We start from the raw sequence: 16,864 nt of genomic DNA on the forward strand, positions 1-16,864 counted from the left end.
AGCGCTTCGTACAACGGTCAACGGGGGCAAATCGAGGCAAAACTAAGGACCCTATTAACCGCGAGAGCAAAATGTAATCTGATATAACTTCGCAAAAACTGTAACTCATTACGAAAAAAATGATCTATCCTCCGCTGCCCTGCTTCCAGGGCAGTTGTTCAGAGGTTCCTAAAGTGACCTGTCTAGACAACCCGCAATTCCAACCTCCGCCTCCTCCGGGAACCCGGGCCGATACCTATATTGGTGAAGGCGTGGGTACGTGCAATAAGTTGCCTGCGACGATCAAGTTTATCTTGACCGACGCCGGCGAGCCGGGCACGGAAGACACGGCGACATTTCATATCAGCGGCGGTTGCACCCTCGATGTCGGCCCAGCGTTCGTCACCAAGGGAAATCACCAGTTCCATAAACAATAACTCGAACCAGCCGGCGACGGGGGAATCACTCCCCCGTCGCCCAGCTTCACAAGTCATTCGATGAGCAAAGTAGTGAGAGACAAGAGGCGGCTGCTGCAAAGCACCCGCCTCTTGTTGTTTCTGCAGATTGGCCCAGTCGATTCAGACAAGGCTGGCGCAAATTTAGCGAGATATTCAGGGGATTAAATTGGATCGAAAGCGCAATGCAATCTGAATTTCGATCAGCTATGTCTTCACCGAGTATTAGCGCGCGATCGGCGCGTTCCAAATCTTCAACGCCGGCGAGTCGCCGTAATAGCTAAGAACATTGAGCGTCGCGGTGTCGAGCAACAAGTGTTCGCCGAAACTCGCCGGCTGATCGATCCAGCGCGCGGCCAGCACGCGGAGAATATGGCCATGGGCGAACAGCGCGACGTTGCCATCGGCGGCGCGCACTTTGGCGATCACGCGATCCGCCCGGGCGGCGACTTGTGCCGCCGTCTCGCCGCCGGGACAACCATCGTGAAACACCGACCACCCTGGCCGAGCTGACTGAATCTGCTTGGTCGTGAGTCCTTCGTATTCGCCGTAGTTCCATTCCATCAGATCGGGCTCCAGCGCAGCAATTTTTCCGAGACCGGCTAATTCGCAAGTCTCGCGCGCGCGCTGAAGCGGACTGCTCAGGATGGCAACAAAAATTTCTCGCGCCAACACCGGTTGCAACAATCGCGCAGTCTGCCGCCCAGATTCAGTAAGCGGCAAATCGGTAACACCGGTGTGCTTGCCGGCGCGACTCCATTCGGTTTCACCGTGGCGAATCAAATAAATTTTTTGCGCTTCAGCCATCGTTCAATCGGAGATTTTTTTGCGTCCCTTTGCGTTTTTTGCGGCCAATCCCTTCGACTGATTATTTTGCGCTGCCAACTTTCTCGCGGAGAAATGCTTGCCAATCGCCGGCGACTTTGTCTTTCAGCTCCCGGCTGTGGCCGCTCGATTTGGGAAATTTTTCGCTCCACTCATACGGCCGCGTCGCGTCGATGATGGCGCGCGAGTTGAAGCCTTTTTCATCGACGGGAATGCGCGGATCGAGCGGGCCGCTCCAACAGCGGCGGAGAATTTGGATGGAATCCACCGGATCGGAGCGCGAGCTGATCGCCCAGATCACTTCTTCGCTATTGGTGATGTCAATGTCTTCGTCGACGACGATCACATAGCGGCCGAGATAAGCGCCCGAGCGGCACTGGCTGGCGATCATCGCGGCTTGGCGCGCGTGGCCCGGATAGCGCTGCTTGATGGCAAGCACCGTCATGAAGCGGCCGCCCGATGGATGGGACCACACCGCTTGCACGTCGGGCACGCCGGCTTCGTCGAGCGAGTTCCAGATCAAAGCTGAGAGCATCAACGAGAAATGCAGATTGTCGCCGCTCGACGGTTTGAGCAATGGAAAGCCGCACAGGATCGGATCGTTGCGATGATAGACCGCTTTGACGCGAATCACCGGCACGGCGGGTTGGTTACTAGCGTAATAACCGGTCCACTCACCGAACGGACCTTCGGGCATGAAATCGTTGGGCGCCACTTCGCCTTCGATGGCGATCTCGGCGTCGGCGGGAATCGGCAATCCCGTGAGCGGCCCTTCGACGATATCGTGCGGCCGACCGAGGATGCCGCCGGCATAGGCGTATTCGTTCACGCGGTACGGCACGTCTGTGGACGCGACGAGAAAATTGATCGGGTGATGGCCGAAAGAAACCGCGATGGGCAGAGGTTTTCCGTCGGCGTGAGATTTGTCGCGATGCACGCGGCCATGCTTGCCCGGCGACATGTGGAGTCCCATGTGATCGCGGCCGTGAATCATGATCCGATAGGTGCCGACGTTGACCCAGTTCTCTTCCGGATCGCGGGTGACGACTAAATCGTCGGTGCCGATGTAGCGGCCGCCATCGAGTTCATGCCACTTCGGCACGGGAAATTTGAATAGATCGATGTCGGCGCCTTTCTGAACGTTCTCAAACAGCGGCGCGCTTTTGACCCAGCGCGGTTCAATCGGTTGAATCGATTTCACCCGCTTGCGCCACTGCTGCACGAAATCGAAGGGTGCCAGTTTCGGATCCATGCCCATGGTCAGCGCGAGGCGCTGCAAGGACGACAATAGATTCACCGCCACTCGATGACCGGCCGGATACTCTTTGATCTTGTCGAAAACGATCGCCGGCCGGGTCTTCGAGCGCTCGTTGATCAGTTCGGTCAGCGCCGACAGCTCCAAGTTCCAATGGGCGTCGTTGACGGTCATCAACTGGCCGAGTTTGTCTACATCATCGAGCCATGTGCGTAGGTCTGCCATATTCACCTTTCAGTTCGTTCGCTGAGTGTGCACAAACATTGAAACCCCTCGATACAGCCCTTCGGGCTTACTCGGGGAATCGGAACGATTAACTGCCGATTTCCCGAGTAGCGGCCGCAGGTCGCGTATCGAGGGATTGCTAATTTTTCTGCGCCGCCGGCACCGCCGGCACGGACATCGATCGCAACGACACTTCCGGTTCTTCGCGATAGTGTCCGAAGGCGCTGACGATGGGCGAATCGTTGACCGAAAAAAGTAACGCCTCTTCGCTCTTCGAACGATTGACATGTTCATGCCACGCCCAGTTGGGCACGGCGAAACAATCGTTTTTGGTCCATTCCAGCGCTTTGTCGCCGACGATCGTCGTGCCTTCACCGCCGACGACGAAGTAAACCGCGCTCGAAGTGTGGCGATGTTTCTTGGTGTGTTCGCCAGGACGAAGCAGTTGAATCCAGCAGCTGAGCGTCGGCAACGTCGGACCGCCGGTCATCGGATTGACATATTCCAGGGCGATTCCGTCGTATAGACTGCCTGGCTGGTCCGCTAACGCGCGCAGTTGCGGTTCGATTTCTTTCCACGCATAGCGCAGCGGTAGATTTTCTTTTTGTGAATTTTCCCAAACCGGACGCACCATACCGACGCGTTGCTGCAAATGTTCGCTCGCTTTTTTCCGCACCGCTTGCACTTTATCGCCGGGATAGGGTTCGTAAAATGGCTGATTGAGCCCGAGCATGAACGGCACGTCAAGCACATCGACCCACATGGCGGTTTCCTTCGTCGGGTTCTGATGATCGTGCCAAGTCCACTGCGGCGTCAGGATCAAGTCGTTGACTTCCATCGGACACTTCTCGCCGTTGACCACCGTGAATACTTTGCCGTCGCCCTTGGCGATGAAGCGCACCGCCGCCAAAGTATGCCTGTGCGCCCAGGCAATCTCGCCGGGCTTGATCATTTGTATGCCCATGAGCAGCGTATGCGTCGTGCCGCCCATCGGCACGCCGGGATTGTTGAACAAGATACTGCGCCGCGCCGTGACGCTTTCTTCGAGCACGTCGCAAGCCTCGACGAGTTTTTCTCCGACCATTTTCCACGGCCAGATATAAGCCTCGCCGCGCGGCTTGGGCCCGCCGATGCACGCCGTCAGCAAACTTTCGTATGTCCACTGACCGGTCATGTAGAGCTGCTTCAGCTCGTCATCGAATTGCTGGAGCGTTTTTTTGGTTTGTGAATTGGCCATAACAGCCTCCTGGAACATTTAAACCCCTCGATACAGCCCTGCGGGCTTCCTCGGGGAATCGGTCCGGCAGAAATCCGCTCTCCCGAGTGGCGACGCGAGGAGCGTATCGAGGACTCCGACGCTTTAACCCTGCTGCCGCGATCGCCTGATCCCTTCGTAATAAAACCCATCGAAATAAACTTGCCACGCCATCATCGACTCTGCCGCCGCGCGCAGCGCCGCCTGTTTTTCGGCGTCGCTGGTCAAATATTTTTCGAGTAACTTGAGCGAACCGTCACCGTGAATCTGATCCACCGAATCATGCATCCACCAAAACTCGGTGTCGTCTTTCGACAAGCCCAACTGGCGCATCCAATGCTCGGCTTGATGGTGCGAGAAGTTGCCGCAGTTGGGATTGTTGGTGCGCTCGAGCACGGACTTCGCCGCCAGCCCTTCGTACCAAGTGCGATCCTTAGTCAACGCTTCCCAGCAACGCATAGTCACGACGGTCGTAGGCAAAGGCGGCGCGTTGACGATCTCGTCGCGCGTCAATCCCAACGCCATGCCCATGCGCGCGAGGATTTCAAAATGCGAATGGCCTTCCTGAGCTTCTTCTTCGTATAAATTTTCCGTGACGATGAACTTGCGCACTTCGACATGGGGACAGTTGCCGACCACATGGGCCCAGCACTGCCGGCTGTGGCGCGTGAAACTCGACCACTGTTGAATCAACACCCGCGCCGCTGGTTGGGTCAAATCGTTCTTGGAGAACTTCACCCACAGAAGCCGATCGTTGCAATCGGCGACGATCTTATCCATCGCCGCGGCAAAAGCTGAACTCATGAAAACCTCCGAAAAGAGAATTGGAGTACTGGAGTGTTGGAGTACTGGAATATTGGGTTTTCCGGAAATCCGAAACCCATCACTCCATCACTCCACCACTCCATCACTCCATTTTTAAAACCCTCTCAGACTCACTCCCAAGCCTTCGCCCTCGGGCACGGTGAGAGTTCCCTTAGTCACGGCAAGGCCGAAGAACGGATCGCCGGTAATCACTTCGAACTCGCCCAATTCGCAGAGCGGCGAAATGGCCGGCGTACTCGCCGCCAGATGGAGCGCGGCGGCGTCGCCGACCATGCTGCCGGCCGTGTTGGACAGCGCGCAGCGAATGCCGTTAGCCTCGCAGAACTCGGCGATGCGCCGCACTTCGCCGATGCTGCCGACTTTGGGAATGCCGGTGTTGATCGAGTCGACCATGCGATTTTTAATTAGAATTTGCGCGTCGGCAAAGTTGCGACAGGATTGATCGGCTTCGATTTTAATCGGCGAATGCTTTTTCACTTCCCACAGCGCGTCGAAGTGATCCCGCGGCACCGGTTGCTCGAAGACTTCGACGCCGAGATCGGCCAAGGCTTTGGCGAAGCGAATCGCGGTCTTGGCGTCGTAGGCTTCGTTGGCGTCGATCTTGATGAATACGCCATCGCCGACAGCTTTACGCACCGCCGCGACCCGCGGCAGATCTTTGTCGATGCGGCCGCTGACTTTCAATTTCAAAGCCAAACCTTCGGCGGCCAGCCCCTTCGCCTCCGCCGCCATCGCCTCGGGATCGCCGACGCTGACCATCTTGATGACTTTGATCTCGCTACGGAATTTGCCGCCAAGCATGACGTAAAGCGGCATGTGATAACTGCGCGCCAGGGCGTCGATCATGGCGCTTTCCAATGCCGACTTCGCGCGCGGATGGCCGGTGAGCGAACGATCGATATCGGCGCGCAGGCTAGGCAAGTCTTCGAGGTCTTTGCCCAGCACTTTCGACTTCAGCACCGACTCGATCACATGCTGCGCCGTGTCCGCGGTCTCGCCGGCGCGCGGGAAAAGATCCGAGTAGCCGTAGCCTTCCACGCCGCCGCTGGTCACGATCGTAACCAACAAACCGCGCGCGACGGTAAAGTTATTAGTCGCCGTCACCAACGGCTTGCTGTAGGGCATCTCGAGTTTTTTGGTTTCGACTCGTTCGATCTTCATGGACGCTCCCTATCGCGAGCTTATATCGCCTAGCTACAAAATATTTAGTATTGATGCCCAGACAATACAACCGCTTTCGTCCGACTGAACAGATAGGATATAACTCAACCGACCATGCGACTACTGCTCATCCAACCGCCGGTGCGAGATTTTTACGACACGGATGTGCGCTTGCAGCCCATCGGCTTGGCTTATTTGAAAGCCGCCGTCGCCAAACATCTTCCCGACATCGAAGTCATCGTCAAAGATTTTCATGGCGGCTGCGGGCGCAAGACCGTGACGGTTCCCACGGAGCTGCGCTACTTGAGCGAATATTATCCGTTCGCCGACAAGTCGCCGTTTTCGACTTTCCATCAATATTACCATTTCGGCAAATCCTTCGACGATATCGAAGCGGAAGTCGCCGCGCTCAATCCCGATGTCGTCGGCATCTCGTCGCTGTTCACGCCCTACTTCCGTGAAGCGCTGAAAGTCGCGGCGCGCGTGAAAAAGCGAACGAGAGCCATCGTCGTCATAGGCGGCTCCCATGCATCCGCCGTGCCGCAATCGCTGCTGTCGTCGCCCCACGTCGACTACGTCATCCGCGGCGAAGGTGAGAAACCGTTGGTCGAATTTCTCCGCTGTCTCGATAATCGATCCTCGGTCGAACAAATCGCCAATCTCGCCTACAAGCGCGACGGTGAAATTATCTACAACGCGATCCAAGACAACTTTCCAATTGACGAGCTGCCGATTCCCGACTTGAGCGACTTCGTGCCGGCGACTTACACGCTCGCCGGCAAGCCGATGACCTTCATGATCACCTCGCGCAGCTGCCCGCATAAATGCTCTTTCTGTTCCGTGCACACGACCTTCGGCACCGACTACCGGCGCCGCTCGCTGGAAAAGGTCCTCGAAGAAATTATTCTGCGTTACCAACAAGGCTACCGCGTCATCGACTTCGAAGACGACAATCTCACTTTCTATAAGCAGACTTTCAAAGAGCTATGCCGACGCCTGATCGAGGGCTTCCCCAATCGCCAAATGCAGTTCGTCGCCATGAACGGCATCAGTTACTTGAGCCTCGACGACGAATTGTTGGAATTGATGTACCAAGCCGGCTTCTCTCACTTGAACTTGGCGCTGGTCAGCTCCGACAAGACCGTGCGCGAGACCACCAAGCGTCCGCATACTCTTGAGGCCTATGTCAAAGTCGTCAGCAAAGCGCACCAGCTCGGCTTCAAGATCGTCTCGTATCAAATCCTCGGCCTGCCCAACGAAACCCTCGACAGCATGATTCAAACCCTGGCGTTCAACGCGCGCCTGCCGGTGCTGCTCGGCGCTTCGCCGTTTTATCAAACGCCCAACGCGCCCATCTCCCGCGGCTTGGATTTAACTGAAACGGATTTCGTCAGAGCACGCTTGACCGCCTTGGCGATCGAGACCGATTCTTTCTCGCGTGATGACATCTACACGCTGTTCGTTACTACGCGGATCGTGAACTTCCTCAAAGGGCTAGCGATGCCCGAGACGACGAATCTGACGGAACTCATGACGCGCCATTGGCCGGACCCCCGAACACGGATCGGCTTCGACCTACTCGAAAAGTTGATCGATACGGGCCGCTTATTCTACTCGACACCGCAAGGCTTGGTGGAAAATCGCAAGTTTCGCACCGCTCTACTCGCTCGCGTCTTTAGTGAGATCGGCGCCATTAGCTGTCAGGAGGGTGGCAAAGTTAGCGTGGACGAATTCGCGCGAAATTTACTTGCGCGGCGAGTCTATTCGGTGCTCGGCACAGTGACGCGAAAAGTCGCGCCCGTGGAACTCGGCTCCAACGAAATATCGCCGCCATAAGCTTTGAGAAGCGATCGGACGATACCCAAACCTAAGCCGGTGCCGCCTTCGTCCCGATGGGTGGTAAAAAAAGGCGTGAAGATTTTTTCCGCATTGGCCTGGGAAATCCCCTGGCCATTGTCGGCGAGCCGAAGCGAAACATTGGCGCCAGCCTTCACAACGATAATCTCGACTCGATCCGCGCCGTTCTGCCGGCTGTTGTCGATTAAATTGGTAAACACCATTTCCAGTACCTCATCGACGATCTTTGCCGCAACCTGGCGATCGCCGCTGCACGAGATCGACACGCCGGCATCTTTATAGCGACTGGTTAAACTTTCGATCAGCGGCGCGAGCAACATCTTGCCCGCCGCGGGATCGAGCACGTCGGCGCGGGCCATTTCCAACAAACGGTCAACCAAACTCTTCAAGCGTTGCGCGTCCTGAGAAATGTTGTGGAGAAAACGTGCCCGCTGCTCGGGCACCATGTCAGCGGCATGCTCTTCGAGCAGTTCGATGGCGCCCTGGATCGCCGTCAACGGCGTCTTGAACTCGTGCGACACATGGGCGGCGAAGTTACGGATGTACTCCGAGCGATGTTCCAAGCTGCGCGCCATCTCGGAAAAACTTTGCGACAGCAGCGCAACTTCTTCGGTCACCGGCGCGGCCAGCGGCTCCAAAGCTTTCTTGTCGCCGCCGGCGAACCGTTTGGTCTGGGCGATCAAGGCGTGAAGCGGCCGGGCGATGGAATAGGAAGTGACCACCGCCAACAAAATCACCAAGAGCAAAATCATCGCGCCACCCAGGCGACTTTTTCCTGCTGGCTATAAATATGTTCGAGAATGCTGTTCGGCGTGCGCGACAATAAGATCACGCCGAGCAGGCGCTCGCCCGCCGCGATCGGCAAGGCGGCAAACACTCTGACGCCGGTGCCGCGGCTGAGCGACACCAGCGCCGGCTGCGGCCGGCGAATCAGCCGCTCGCGGATCGCGCTGGCGTAGTGTCCCTGCAGCGCCTCGCGCACTTCGCTCACATGGGCCAGCGACTTGCCGATATCTTCGCGCCCGGCGATGACGATGCCCTGAGCATCGAGCAGCCGCACGCCGGCGAGATTGGTCCGTTGGGCTTCGAGCAAGATCGGCGTCAGCTTGGCGCCGACTTGCTGGGCGATTTTATCGGCTTTGAGTTCGGTGCTCGCCGCATCCTGGGGCCGCGAACGAATCCGATAGCCAGATAAATTGAGTTGCGGTTTAACCGGTCGAAAATACTCGTCGCCCGCCGGCGGCAATTTCACCAACTTGCCGTAGCCGCCGTCTTTGACCAAGGTCGCGACTTCATTCTTGTACATCGCCGCGATCAACGCCGCTTGGGCGATCAACTCGATCTCGGTTTGTTTGACCAGCTCGCCTTCGTAGATACGAAAGATAAAAATTCCACCGGCCGGAATCACCAACACCGCCAGACTCACCGCCAGTAAAATCGTGCGCAGCTTGAAGCGCCAACGTCGTTGCTGCGCCATCAACGGCATGGGCCCAATTTGTAGCCGACGCCGTGCAAGGTTTCGATCAATTCTTTGCAGCCGGCTTTGGCGTACTTGCCGCGCAGGTTGCGAATATGGCTGTCGATAGTGCGGTCGCTAACGTTGACCGCGCCGGCGTAGGCCATGTCCATCAACTGTTCGCGCGAAAACACCCGCGCGGGCTGGGACAGAAAGATTTTCAGCAGTGAGAACTCAGTAGCGGTCAAGACAACTTTTTTGTCTTTCCAATAGGAGCCGTGGCCAATCAGATCGAGACGCACGCTGCCACCGGTCAGCTCCTGCACTGCCACCGCGTCTCTCGGCTGGCCGCGGGTCCGTTTCAAGATCGCCTGCACCCGCGCCACCAACTCGCGCGGACTGAACGGCTTAACCACGTAATCGTCGCCGCCGACTTCAAGGCCGACCACACGGTCCACCTCGTCGGTGCGCGAGGAGAGAAACAGAATCGGTAGATCGGAAGTCTTGCGCACTTCGCGGCACACCGCCAAGCCGTCCATTTCCGGCATGGTGATATCGAGGACGATCAAGTCCGGCTTGCTACGCTGAAACAGCTCCAGCGCCTTCTGGCCATCGCCGGCCTCAAACACTTCGAGGCCGGCATTGACCAAAGCGAAACGCACCACTTCGCGAATATGCGCGTCGTCATCGACGACGAGAATTTTTATCGCCATAGCTTCAACACCTAGGATAATGTCTTCATCGGCAAAACACCACTTACTTAGTTGGCGCCGGAACCGGCGTCCGCGGCGCAAACTTTTCCGACCAGCGAATCCGGCCGGTCATCTGCATGACGACGAATAAAGTGAGAATCGAGCCGATGGTGATCGCCAAACCGGTGAGCCCTTTGAAGAAAAAGGCGTAGGAAAACAAAACTAAGTAAACGAACTGGGCGATGGCCGCCTCCACCGCGGCAAAGCGAATGCCGACCACCAGACGCAAATAACTGATGACCAAAGCGATCGACATGAGCGAGCAGATCGCGAACGCCCAGTGGATCGAAACATGATCGACCAGATAAGCGAGCAACAGATGAAAAGCGAAAAAGGCGCAGGCGAGAAAAAAATAGTTCATCGGGTGCAGGTCGATATTGCGCAGCGTGGTGATGATGAACATGAGAAAGAAAAAGAAGAACAAAGAGATCGGCGCGAAGTAACTGATCTGCCCGGCGAGCGGACCGGGTTGCAGTTTTTGCGGCAATATCATGCCGATTTGAAATCCCGACAAGAGATTTTTCGACTCCCATGTCAACGCCCAGCCATCCTTGGTTGGCGCCTTCTCCGCCGGCGCCAAGGTATTGTCGGGAAAATCGATGTCTTTGAAGTTAGTCGTCATCTCAAGCTGAAAGTTGCGCACCTGAGAGACCTCGTCGCCAAAGTGATAGCGCCAGCTGTCCAAGCCTTGGGATCGGTATTTCACTGTCAGCAACGCGCTGCCGCCGCGGGCGATGCGCGTGGCGCCGCGCAAGGTCGACTTTTCATTGACGAAAGCGACCGGCACGCCGTCGACGGCGACGATCATTTCATCGAAACTGGCCTGGGCCGTCGGCAATGTGATGACGAAGTCGACGGCCTCGACATCGGTAGGATTTTTCAGCTCGTAGTCCGCTGCGAAGACGACCTTGTACGTGCTGTACCAAAGGAGTCCCTTCTGGCGGTGTTCGAGGTCGAGGGCGACATTGAGCTTGCTGCTCTCCAGCTCCACCGGCGCGGTGACATAATCTTTTTCCATGCGCACTACCGCCTTGCCGTTTTCCACCGATTCGACTTTTCTCATCACCTCTTTGGTCGTGGTCGCCTTGGGCGGCTTTTGCACATGGGGCGCGCCCCAGATCGACGCCACCCGTCCCTTCAACGATTCATCGAAAGAATAGGTCCGCGAAAATATCGTCGTCCCCAAGACCGACCAGGCCACCGCCGTGCACATGAAGATCACGACAATGGCGCCAATTTGCTTTGACATAAATATTCCTCTCTCTGATTTTAAGATGGCATTAGTCTAACCACGCCATTTGCATGGGGCATGAAGCTCCCGTGGTGGTTCGGCGGAGTTCATGTGCATACACTGTGCAGGCCTATTGAATTGCGCTCTCCGGACCACGATTTGAACGACTTGAAGTTTTTTGCGATTTGCATTCCGCGAGTTCCGATAATCGAAGCTTGCCAATTCATTCGCCGTTGACTATAAATTCTCAACTTGGTTCGACTTGCGAGCCGAACAATTCTAAGGAGGCAATATGCGTAAATGGTATTCTAGCCTGCTCGTCGTCCTGGCGATCGCCGGCGTGACGGCTGAGGCACAGGCCCAACCTAGTATCAAAATGATGATTCCGGCCAACCCAGGTGGCGGTTGGGATCAGACCGGACGTAATTTAGCCAATGCCATGCAAAGCGCCAAGCTGGTCTCGTCCGTCCAGTTCGACAACAAGGGCGGCGCCGGCGGCACCATCGGACTCGCCCAGTTCGTCAACTCAAGCAAGGGCGATCCCAATGCGGTGATGATCGGCGGCATGGTCATGGTCGGCGCGATCTATCTGGAAAATTCCCCGATGAATCTGTCCATGGTCACACCCCTGGCGCGCTTGACCGGCGAGTACGAAATCATCGTCGTACCGTCGAACTCGCCGTACAAAAACATGGCCGACCTCGTTAAGGCCTTTAAGGCCAACCCCGGCAGCATCTCCTGGGGTGGCGGTTCCGCCGGCGGCACCGATCACATCCTTGCCGGATTGATTGCTAAAGCCAACGGCGTCGACGGCGTCAAGGTCAACTATGTGCCATTTAAAGGCGGCGGCGAAGCGATCGCCGCCATCGTCGGTGGCCATGTCACCGCCGGCGTGTCGGGCATCGGCGAATTCGCCGAACAGATCAAAGGCGGCCGTATGCGCGCCCTGGCGGTCTCCAGCCCGGCCAAGATCGACGGTTACCCGACGCTGAAGGAGCAAGGCATCGACGTCGAGCTAGCCAACTGGCGCGGCATCTTCGGCGCGCCCGGCATCACCCCAGCGCAAGCCGACGCCTTGGTAAAAATCGTCCGCGGCGCCACCGAATCGGCGTCGTGGAAAGAAACCGTTGCTAAACTCGGCTGGTCGCCGATCTTCTTGAGCGGTGAACCGTACAAAAAGTTCATCGACGAGGACACTAAGCGGGTCGCCGGCATTATCGATTCGCTGGGCATCAAGAATACCAAATGACTTCGCGACATTTTCCTTTGCCGCAACAACCTGCGGTAGGGGCGAAAAAAAATTCGCCCCTACCGATGCACCAACCAACCGGTTATCAATGAAAGCCAAACCCGCCGAGCTGACGCTCTCGCTTGCCATTCTAGCCCTGGGAACCGCCACGGCGGTGGGTACGGCGCAACTGCCTAGCGCCGGCGGCTACGCGCGTATCGGCCCCAACATTGCTCCCGCGGTCATCGCCGGCGGGTTAATCCTCCTCGGTCTGTGGCTGCTCTACGAAACTCTCACTGGCGGTTGGCGCAACGCCGTCGCCGACAACCCCGAGGCGCGCGGCGAACACGCGTTCCACCCCGGTGCCTTTCTCTGGGTCAGCGCCGGCGTGATCGCGGAGATCCTGTTGATTCACACCGGTGGTTTCGTTATCGCCCAAGCGGCGCTGTTTGCCTGCGTCGCCCGCGGCTTCGGCAGCGCCAAACTGCCGCGCGACTTCGCCATCGGCCTGGTCCTGGGACTTTCGGTGTTTTTTTTCTTCGTTAAATTTCTGAACGTCAATCTGCCCGCCGGTTGGTTGAAACCGATCCTCGGCGGCGCCGGCATCTAGAAATTAGAGGACAATAAGGAAATTTCGAAGCACGAATTTCGAAATCCGAAACAAATTCAAAATGACGGAAACAAATACAATGTTCCAAACGAAGCCAGATCGGATTCGAAGTTTTGGTTTTTCTGATTTTGAATTTATTTGGCCTCAGTTTATTTCGATCCGCGGGGCCGCTTTCGTGCTTCGGATTTCGGATTTGCCCTTGTGCGGTTTGTTTCGATATTCGGATTTCGGATTTTCTTTCGCTGGCGTCTCGGCGCGAATGACTGAAATGGTTCCGTTGAACATTTCAAACGGAAGAAACTAATGACAGAAACCTTCACCTCACTGTTACACGGCTTCAGTATCGCCCTGACGCCGCTCAATCTGCTCTGGGGTTTCATCGGCACCATGTTAGGCACCTTCATCGGCGTCCTGCCCGGCGTCGGCCCGGCGCTCACCGTCGCCATGCTCATGCCGCTGACGGTGAAACTCGATCCCACCGGCGCGCTAATCATGTTCGCGGGAATTTATTACGGCGCCATGTACGGCGGCTCGACGACGACGATCTTGTTGAACACGCCCGGCGAATCCGCCTCCATCGCCACCGCTCTGGAAGGCAACATGATGGCGAAGAACGGCCGCGCCGGCGCGGCGCTCGCCACCTGCGCCATCGGCTCTTTCGTCGCCGGCACCATTGCGACGATTCTAGTCACGCTCCTCGCACCGCTGGTCGTCGAAATCGCGCTGAAGTTCGGCCCGGCGGAATATTTCGCGCTAATGGTATTCGCGTTCACCACCGTGGCGGCGGTCATCGGCAGCTCCACCGTGAGAGGGGTAACCAGTTTATTTCTCGGTTTGTTGTTGGGCGTCGTCGGCATCGACAGCCAAACCGGCAAGTCGCGCTTCGCCTTCGGGGTGCCGGAACTTTTGGATGGTATCGATGTCGTCGTGCTCGCCGTCGGCCTGTTCGCCGTCGGCGAAGCGCTTTACGTCGGCGCCTACGCCAGCCGCCTGGAAGAAAAGATGGAACAGATCAAAGGCGGACTGTGGATGTCGAAGGAAGACTGGAAGCGCTCCTGGCCGGCCTGGCTGCGCGCCACGGCGATCGGTTTTCCCTTTGGCTCCATTCCAGCGGGCGGCGCCGAGATTCCCACTTTTCTTTCCTACGCCGTGGAAAAAAGACTGACCAAATATCCTGAGGAGTTCGGCCACGGCGCCATTGAAGGTGTCGCCGGCCCCGAAGCCGCGAACAACGCGTCGGTCACCGGCGCGCTGGTGCCGCTGCTGACGTTGGGCATCCCGACCTCGGCCACCGCCGCGGTATTGCTCAGCGCCTTTCAGAACTATGGCATATCACCGGGGCCGCTGCTGTTTCAAATGCAGCCGGACTTGGTTTGGGGTCTGCTAGCGAGTTTGTATATCGGCAATGTCATGCTGCTGATTCTTAACTTACCATTGGTGGGGATGTGGGTGAAGGTTTTGACCATCCCGCAACCGTTGCTCTACGCCGGCATCCTGGTGTTTGCCACTCTGGGCGCCTACAGCTTGCATCAATCGGTAGTCGATCTGATCACCCTTTACGTCTTCGGCCTACTCGGTTTCGCCATGCGCCGCTGGGACATCCCGGTCGCCCCAGCGGTGATTGGCTTAATCCTCGGCCCCTTAGCCGAAACCCAAGCCCGACGCGCCCTGGCGATCAGCCAAGGCGACGCGTCGGTGTTTCTCACTCACCCGATCTCGGCCAGCATCCTAGCGCTGTCCTTGGTTCTGTTGATCTTGCCCCTGATCGTCAAGCTACTGCGCCGAAATTAGTCGGGTGCGGGCATCTACATCTCAAGCTGTTATCCCGAACCGACGTGAGGGATCTATCCGATAGATTTCTCGGCGCGGCCTCGAAATGACAACGCCCCGCCTTCCGAAAACGATTAGAACCTTTGGAACGGCTGGAACGATTAGGAACGCATCCGTAGCCGCCGGCTACGGATGCTCCATGCCGATGGAAAACATCCGCTCCAAATCATGGCGCGAGTAAACGCGAAACGCGATCAGCGTCTCAGACGAGATGATGCCCGACACGCCGCGAATTTTTTCCGTCACCACCTTGGCGAGCTGATCGTTGTCGCTGGCGCGCACCACCGCCGCCAAATCGTAGCGGCCAGCGACGGAATAAACTTCGGTCACGCCGTCGAGATCGGCGAGCGTCTCGGCCACTTTGTTGGTTTTATCTCTTTCGGTATTCAGCAAAACGATGGCAGATAACATGTGGATCTCCTTTGATGACTCGAACACTAACCGACGGCATGCACAAACGTCAACGCCTTGACCGTCGCGTCAACCTTCACTACTATGCGACGCGAAACGGAGGCTCGATAAAGATGTCCAAATCGTTGCGACGCATTTTCCTTTTTGTGTTCTTTGCGTTCTTTGCGGCCAATCCTCTCCCCGCTCAGGAAAAACTCACGGTCTCCTACAGCTCCGTCGACGCCCCGAGCGCCAACTGGTACATCGCCCAGGAAAAAGGTTTCTACAAAAAATACGGCTTGGACGTTGAATCGATATTCATCCCCGCCTCCTCGACCAACGTCGCCGTGCTGGTCGCCGGCCAGTTGAAATTCGGCAACGGCACCGGCGGCACCATCGCCAGCGCCGCCGTCAGCGGCGCAAATCTGGTCGCCGTCGCCTGTTTCATGAACACGTTGCCCTACGAACTCATCGTCCAGGACTCGATCAAGACCAAGGAACAACTGAAAGGCAAAAGCATCGGCATCAGCCGCATCGGCAGCTCCTCCGATGTCGTCGCCCGGGTATTCCTGCGCAATCTCGGATTGGAGCCGGACAAAGACGTGGCGATCATCCAGGTCGGCGGCGCCGGCGAACGGGCCGCCGCTTTCCGCACCGGCCGCATCGCCGCCTTCCCCGCGCCGCCCGGAGTGTTGCATCTCACCAAGGGCATGCCGCAGCGGGTGCTGATCAGCACCGCGGATTTTCAAAAGCCCTATCCCTTTCCCTACATCTGCGGCACGACGACGAAAAGTTATCTTGCCGCCAACCGTCCGACCGTCAGGCGACTGGTCATGGCGCTCAGCGAAGGCTCGCATTTCTTCAAGACACGCAAGGAGGAGAGCAAACAGATTCTCGCCAAGTATTCGCGCCAGAACGAGCCCGCCTATCTGGAAGCTGCCTGGGACGTCAACGCCAAACTCTTCGACCGCGTGCCCTACGTCACCCGCGAAGGCATGGATATCCAACTCAAAGACGCGCTGGCAAAAAAGCCTAGCTCAACGGTGAAAGTCGATGACATCGTCGACGACACCATCGTCGCCGAGTTGGAAAAGGAAGGATTCTTCGACCGGCTTTACAAACCGTAGAGGTTTTGAGTCGAGGGTCTCGCGCAGAGCAACAAATTCCGTTTGTCCCGAGTAGCGACCAAGGTCGCGTATCGAGGGGCTTGAACGTTTTGAACTCCCCTGGACATTATCTCCACAGCTGCTCAAAAAAACCCGAGCGTTTCACCTCGTCGACATAGCGGTTGTCATAATAAGCCGTCACCGGCGTCGCGGCGGCGGCTTTGGCGTCGATGAGATTGCTTTGCGCCATCAGTTTGGCCATCGACCGCAGCGCGCTCTCGGGAGTAAATCCCTCTTTGGCATAATTCTCGGTGGCGAATCGGTAAATATCTTCCAGTAGATCGGCATCCTTCAGCGGCATCCACTTGGTAATGATTTTCTTGGTCGCCTCGCGGTTGGTCTGAATGAACTTGATCGACTCGGC

The 16,864-nt window shown here is 57.1% G+C and carries 15 protein-coding genes; 5 read left to right on the forward strand and 10 right to left on the reverse strand.

Annotated features, from left to right (window positions below):
* Window positions 1-659: 659 nt before the first annotated feature.
* The 5 genes from EXR70_21260 to EXR70_21280 all read right to left on the reverse strand — a co-directional run bounded on the left by EXR70_21260 (window position 660) and on the right by EXR70_21280 (window position 5,980).
* Complete coding sequence (locus tag EXR70_21260; GenBank protein MSP41027.1) at window positions 660-1,241, reverse strand: histidine phosphatase family protein; 582 nt, start codon at window positions 1,239-1,241, stop codon at window positions 660-662.
* Between the two features lie 61 nt (window positions 1,242-1,302).
* Window positions 1,303-2,739 (reverse strand): UbiD family decarboxylase, encoded by a 1,437-nt coding sequence (locus tag EXR70_21265; GenBank protein ID MSP41028.1) that lies wholly within the window; start codon window positions 2,737-2,739, stop codon window positions 1,303-1,305.
* A gap of 139 nt (window positions 2,740-2,878) precedes the next feature.
* Window positions 2,879-3,976 carry a cupin domain-containing protein gene (locus EXR70_21270; protein ID MSP41029.1) on the reverse strand — a complete coding sequence of 366 codons (1,098 nt, stop codon included), beginning with the start codon at window positions 3,974-3,976 and terminating at the stop codon, window positions 2,879-2,881.
* A 123-nt stretch (window positions 3,977-4,099) separates the two neighbouring features.
* Window positions 4,100-4,798 carry a hypothetical protein gene (locus tag EXR70_21275; GenBank protein MSP41030.1) on the reverse strand — a complete coding sequence of 233 codons (699 nt, stop codon included), beginning with the start codon at window positions 4,796-4,798 and terminating at the stop codon, window positions 4,100-4,102.
* A 114-nt stretch (window positions 4,799-4,912) separates the two neighbouring features.
* Complete coding sequence (locus EXR70_21280) at window positions 4,913-5,980, reverse strand: hypothetical protein (protein MSP41031.1); 1,068 nt, start codon at window positions 5,978-5,980, stop codon at window positions 4,913-4,915.
* Between the two features lie 114 nt (window positions 5,981-6,094).
* On the opposite strand from EXR70_21280, the gene EXR70_21285 reads away from it, so the two are divergent.
* Window positions 6,095-7,816, forward strand: a complete 1,722-nt coding sequence (locus tag EXR70_21285; protein MSP41032.1) for a B12-binding domain-containing radical SAM protein — start codon at window positions 6,095-6,097, stop codon at window positions 7,814-7,816.
* On the opposite strand, the gene EXR70_21290 is transcribed toward EXR70_21285, so the two are convergent.
* Genes EXR70_21290 through EXR70_21305 form a run of 4 tightly spaced genes read right to left on the reverse strand, consistent with a single transcriptional unit; the run spans window position 7,741 to window position 11,294 of the window.
* Window positions 7,741-8,589, reverse strand: a complete 849-nt coding sequence (locus EXR70_21290; GenBank protein MSP41033.1) for a HAMP domain-containing histidine kinase — start codon at window positions 8,587-8,589, stop codon at window positions 7,741-7,743. The two genes, EXR70_21285 and EXR70_21290, sit on opposite strands and share 76 nt — an antisense overlap.
* On the reverse strand, window positions 8,586-9,314 hold the full coding sequence (locus EXR70_21295; GenBank protein MSP41034.1) for a hypothetical protein: 729 nt from the start codon (window positions 9,312-9,314) through the stop codon (window positions 8,586-8,588). Before EXR70_21295 ends, EXR70_21290 begins: the two co-directional genes overlap by 4 nt.
* Window positions 9,314-10,006 carry a response regulator transcription factor gene (locus EXR70_21300; GenBank protein MSP41035.1) on the reverse strand — a complete coding sequence of 231 codons (693 nt, stop codon included), beginning with the start codon at window positions 10,004-10,006 and terminating at the stop codon, window positions 9,314-9,316. Before EXR70_21300 ends, EXR70_21295 begins: the two co-directional genes overlap by 1 nt.
* A gap of 43 nt (window positions 10,007-10,049) precedes the next feature.
* Window positions 10,050-11,294, reverse strand: coding sequence for a hypothetical protein (locus EXR70_21305; GenBank protein MSP41036.1), 1,245 nt, complete (start codon window positions 11,292-11,294; stop codon window positions 10,050-10,052).
* A 274-nt stretch (window positions 11,295-11,568) separates the two neighbouring features.
* Between EXR70_21305 and EXR70_21310 the strand changes: the two genes are divergently transcribed.
* The 3 genes from EXR70_21310 (at window position 11,569) to EXR70_21320 (ending at window position 14,905) form a co-directional block, all read left to right on the forward strand.
* A complete protein-coding gene (locus EXR70_21310; GenBank protein ID MSP41037.1) occupies window positions 11,569-12,525 on the forward strand; it encodes a tripartite tricarboxylate transporter substrate binding protein in 957 nt (318 codons plus the stop codon).
* 88 nt (window positions 12,526-12,613) lie between these two features.
* A complete protein-coding gene (locus EXR70_21315; GenBank protein ID MSP41038.1) occupies window positions 12,614-13,114 on the forward strand; it encodes a tripartite tricarboxylate transporter TctB family protein in 501 nt (166 codons plus the stop codon).
* A 303-nt stretch (window positions 13,115-13,417) separates the two neighbouring features.
* Entirely contained in the window at window positions 13,418-14,905 is a 1,488-nt protein-coding gene (locus tag EXR70_21320; GenBank protein ID MSP41039.1) for a tripartite tricarboxylate transporter permease, read from the forward strand.
* 165 nt (window positions 14,906-15,070) lie between these two features.
* Here EXR70_21320 and EXR70_21325 read toward each other — a convergent pair whose 3' ends face one another.
* Complete coding sequence (locus EXR70_21325) at window positions 15,071-15,355, reverse strand: Lrp/AsnC family transcriptional regulator (protein MSP41040.1); 285 nt, start codon at window positions 15,353-15,355, stop codon at window positions 15,071-15,073.
* Window positions 15,356-15,369: 14 nt separating this feature from the next.
* On the opposite strand from EXR70_21325, the gene EXR70_21330 reads away from it, so the two are divergent.
* Window positions 15,370-16,461 (forward strand): ABC transporter substrate-binding protein, encoded by a 1,092-nt coding sequence (locus EXR70_21330; GenBank protein ID MSP41041.1) that lies wholly within the window; start codon window positions 15,370-15,372, stop codon window positions 16,459-16,461.
* Window positions 16,462-16,864: the final 403 nt, after the last annotated feature.

The sequence above is a fragment of the Deltaproteobacteria bacterium genome (assembly GCA_009692615.1).
Lineage (GTDB): Bacteria > Desulfobacterota > Binatia > UBA9968 > UBA9968 > DP-20.

Bases quoted from the DNA above. Each gene is read 5' to 3' on its own strand.
- EXR70_21260 (MSP41027.1), bottom strand. From the start codon at position 1,241: ATGGCTGAAGCGCAAAAAATTTATTTGATTCGCCACGGTGAAACCGAA.
- EXR70_21265 (MSP41028.1), bottom strand. From the start codon at position 2,739: ATGGCAGACCTACGCACATGGCTCGATGATGTAGACAAACTCGGCCAG.
- EXR70_21270 (MSP41029.1), bottom strand. From the start codon at position 3,976: ATGGCCAATTCACAAACCAAAAAAACGCTCCAGCAATTCGATGACGAG.
- EXR70_21275 (MSP41030.1), bottom strand. From the start codon at position 4,798: ATGAGTTCAGCTTTTGCCGCGGCGATGGATAAGATCGTCGCCGATTGC.
- EXR70_21280 (MSP41031.1), bottom strand. From the start codon at position 5,980: ATGAAGATCGAACGAGTCGAAACCAAAAAACTCGAGATGCCCTACAGC.
- EXR70_21285 (MSP41032.1), top strand. From the start codon at position 6,095: ATGCGACTACTGCTCATCCAACCGCCGGTGCGAGATTTTTACGACACG.
- EXR70_21290 (MSP41033.1), bottom strand. From the start codon at position 8,589: ATGATTTTGCTCTTGGTGATTTTGTTGGCGGTGGTCACTTCCTATTCC.
- EXR70_21295 (MSP41034.1), bottom strand. From the start codon at position 9,314: ATGGCGCAGCAACGACGTTGGCGCTTCAAGCTGCGCACGATTTTACTG.
- EXR70_21300 (MSP41035.1), bottom strand. From the start codon at position 10,006: ATGGCGATAAAAATTCTCGTCGTCGATGACGACGCGCATATTCGCGAA.
- EXR70_21305 (MSP41036.1), bottom strand. From the start codon at position 11,294: ATGTCAAAGCAAATTGGCGCCATTGTCGTGATCTTCATGTGCACGGCG.
- EXR70_21310 (MSP41037.1), top strand. From the start codon at position 11,569: ATGCGTAAATGGTATTCTAGCCTGCTCGTCGTCCTGGCGATCGCCGGC.
- EXR70_21315 (MSP41038.1), top strand. From the start codon at position 12,614: ATGAAAGCCAAACCCGCCGAGCTGACGCTCTCGCTTGCCATTCTAGCC.
- EXR70_21320 (MSP41039.1), top strand. From the start codon at position 13,418: ATGACAGAAACCTTCACCTCACTGTTACACGGCTTCAGTATCGCCCTG.
- EXR70_21325 (MSP41040.1), bottom strand. From the start codon at position 15,355: ATGTTATCTGCCATCGTTTTGCTGAATACCGAAAGAGATAAAACCAAC.
- EXR70_21330 (MSP41041.1), top strand. From the start codon at position 15,370: ATGACTCGAACACTAACCGACGGCATGCACAAACGTCAACGCCTTGAC.